Genomic DNA, 3,481 nt, shown 5'->3' on the forward strand with positions numbered 1-3,481 from the left:
CGCCGTATTACCATGCAGCCCGCGATCACCAGCAACGTCACGGACAGGGTCGCCCAGCCGCCCGAAGAAAACTTTTGTGTCAGGGTCACGAGAAGTATCGTCGCCGCGATCGCAAAGCCTGCGCCGGCCACAGCCACCCGCAGGGGCCACGCGCGAACCTGCGCGCGGCGCGCCCACCAATAGCGGCATAGGCTGGCCTTCGCTAACGCGAGACTGAGGAACACGTTGATGCTGTAGAGAACCACCAGTAGTCCAAGCTCGCCGCGGGTTGCGACGAGTATGGCGAGTGCGCAGCCGCCGACGAACAGTACGGCGTTCTGCCTGACAAGCCCGCTCGACAGGTGGCTGAACCCGTGGGGCAACCACCAGTCCGTCGCCATGGTGCTCAAAAGGGAAGGCGCAAAGATCAGGATCGAATTCGCAGCCACGAACAGGATTGCCCCCTCCAGCGCTAGCACGATCAGAAGGATCGACCCTCTCACGAACGGGCCGACTGGAAGCCTGCCGATGATCGCTCCGAAGGCGACGGCATTGAGTGTCTGCCCGTGGACCGGCCGCACGCCGGTCAGCGTGTAAAGAAGAAGGATGCCGCCGGCGATGAATCCAAGGGTCAGCGCGACAGTCATCAGGGTTGTCTTCCCTCTTCTGTAGCGAGGCCAGGCCAGCAGATTGACGTTGTTCGCGATCGCTTCGATGCCGGTAAAGGAGCTCCCGCCAAGCGAATAGGCGCGCAGCAACAATGCAGCGACCAGCGGCCAGCCGATCGCCTGCGACAGTCGATAGGCGCCGGTCGCCGTGTGTGCCGCCGCGGCCGACACGCTGTGCGTCGAGGAAGCGATGCCGTAAACGATCAGGATTCCGTGACTCAGCAGAAACCCAATGATGATCGGCAGGAGAAACCGGATACCCGCGCTCACGCCGCGAATATTCAGTGTGATCAGCAGCAGGATCAGACCGGCCTCTACCGCGAGCTTGTGCGCCTGCGCGCCGGATGGAAAAAGGCTGAATACGGCGTCGGTGCCGCTTGCCAGCGATACGGCAATGGTCAGCATGTAGTCGACCAGCAGCGCGGCGCCTGCGATCATCCCGATTCTCGGTCCAAGCAGCTGCGAGACGATTTTGTAGTTGCCGCCACCAGAGGGAAAAAGCTCGATGATCTGGGTGTAGGCCAGCGCGAGAACAGCCAGGGTCGCGACGGCCGCCAGTGCGAGAATCGGCCCGAGTTCGGGGTGGTCGCCGAGCGCCAGAAAGGCCTTCTCGGGTCCGTAGCATGCCGACGACAGGCCGTTCGCTCCGAGCCCTGCCGAGGCTAGCACGGTGGTCAGCAGGAGCGCGCGGCGGGATCGGCGGCATCACGCGGCACACCCGTGAGCCACCGCGAGAATCGCTTCATGTTGAGCACGATTTGCCATCCGCCATTTCGCCCCTTGCGAGCGCTGGCAGCTTGCCGCAGGCGTCCACCCATCGCCACGTGACCAGCACAAAGCCCTCCGGGCATAGTGATACAGACTGCAACCACGGTCCGTCCTTCACCCGACATTCATCGGCAACAGCACCATCTGCCTGCCTTGCAAATGCAGGCGCGTCTGTATCTCAAGGGGCGTCTGGTTGTGCAACCATGCAGTCAGGAAATTAACGCGCTTGAAGATCAGTTTGCTGGCGAAACAGACACTGTTCGGAAACTCGTCTGCCGTGGATTCGGCGAGTTTCATGAACTCGCCGACCGGATGCGTTCCGAACGCGATCCGATACTCAGCTGCTATCCCATGCTTGCGGCAATACGCGACGTAGTACTCGAGTGCGGCCGACATGGTTTGCCGCAGCCGCTCCAGGTGCTCGGCGCCCTCATAGCTTTGTGCGTCGACTTCGCCGACGGCGAGAAAGATCACGTTTTTGAAATGCCCGGGGAAGAGCCGGTTCACCCACAGCAGCGCATGCATGCTCGCCCCGCGATGCTTGCCGACCAGCAGAATCGCCGTCGGCTGCGACGGGTCCGGCTTGCCGGGGGCTGTGGCCTCGTCGACTTCGGGAGGTGCGCCGGCAAAGAGCGCATCCTCTTTCGCAAGCTGGATACGCGTATCGTCGTAATGCTGTTTGATGAGAAAGCACAGCGCAATCACGGCGCTCGTCACCAGTACCGTCAGCCAGCCGCCCTCGGTGAACTTCTCGACCAGCGTGATGACCAGCACGGTACTCGTAACCGATAAGCCGAGCGCAGACAACGCGAAGTGCCGTACCCAGGGCTCGCCGTCACGGCGGTGGCGCCACCAGTACGTGCACATAGCGAGCAGCGACAGGCTGAACGTCAGGAACACGTTGATGCTGTACAGAACCACGAGAACCGACACGTCTCCACGCGTCCACATCAGGATCACAAGGCTCGCGATACCCATCACCACGATTCCGTTCTGCCTGACAAGCCGCGTCGACAGATCACGGAAATGACGTGGCACCCATGAATCGGAAGCCATGTTCGACAGCACCGCAGGGCCATCGAGAAAGCCGGTTTGCGCGCCGACCAGCAGCAGTCCCGCCTCGAAGGCAAGCACGGCTGCAAGCAACGCATGCCGCGCGAGTGCCGAACCAAGGCCGAGGCGGTCGATCACGCTGCCGAACACTACCGCGTTGAGTGTCTGGCCTTCCACCGGCTGCGCGTGCCATAGCATGTAGAGCAGGATGATGCCCCCGGCCGTGAAGGCGAGCGACGTCGACATATAGAACATCGTGATCTTGCCGTTGGGCACGCGCGGCTCGGCCAGCATGTTGACGTTGTTCGACACCGCTTCGAGACCGGTATAGGTCCCGCCGCCCAGCGAGAACGCGCGCATCAGCAGTGCTATCATCACGAGCGGCCCCAGCGCATGCGAAATGCCGCGCGCCTCCCCCACCGCGCCAGGAACGACCGAGGCCAGATGATCGCCGTGCACGGCCACGCCATAAACGATCAGGATCAGGTGCAGCACCACGAAGCCGAGAAAGATCGGCAGCAGCACGAGGATCGATTCCCTCATGCCGCGAAAATTCAGACCTGTCATCAGTACGATCAGTATCAGCTCGCTGGCAAGTTTGACGCTCTGCGCGCCAACGGGCAGCAAGCTGAAAAACGCATCAACACCGCTCGCCAGCGAGGTGGCAATCGTCAGTACATAATCGACGAGCAGTGCAGCGCCTGACACGAGGCCTGGGCGTGGACCGAGCAGCGCGGTGGCGACCCGGTAGCCGCCACCGCCAGTCGGAAACAGCTCGATGACCTGGTTGTAGCCGATTGCGATGATGAAGACCGTGGCAGCGGTGGCGACAGCGAGAAAAAAGGCGAGCTGCGTGTGCGGTCCGAGCGCGAGAAAGGCTTCTTCAGGACCGTAGCAGGACGACGAGAGGCCATCCGCACCGAGGCCTACCCAGGCTAACAGGGGTGTAACAGCGATCGCATGGCGGGTGCGCGGATCCAGCGGGTCGAGTGGCTTACCGAAGATCAACTGCC

General features: G+C 62.3%; 2 protein-coding genes. Both read right to left on the minus strand.

Annotated elements, in window-relative coordinates:
• The coding region (locus AB3X86_RS37870; protein ID WP_368599861.1) for an APC family permease at positions 1 to 1,316 on the minus strand (1,316 nt) is incomplete at its 3' end.
• 213 nt (positions 1,317 to 1,529) lie between these two features.
• Positions 1,530 to 3,476 (minus strand): APC family permease, encoded by a 1,947-nt coding sequence (locus AB3X86_RS37875; protein ID WP_368599862.1) that lies wholly within the window; start codon positions 3,474 to 3,476, stop codon positions 1,530 to 1,532.
• Positions 3,477 to 3,481: the final 5 nt, after the last annotated feature.

Source organism: Paraburkholderia sp. BR14374 (assembly GCF_040948685.1).
Classification (GTDB): domain Bacteria; phylum Pseudomonadota; class Gammaproteobacteria; order Burkholderiales; family Burkholderiaceae; genus Paraburkholderia; species Paraburkholderia youngii.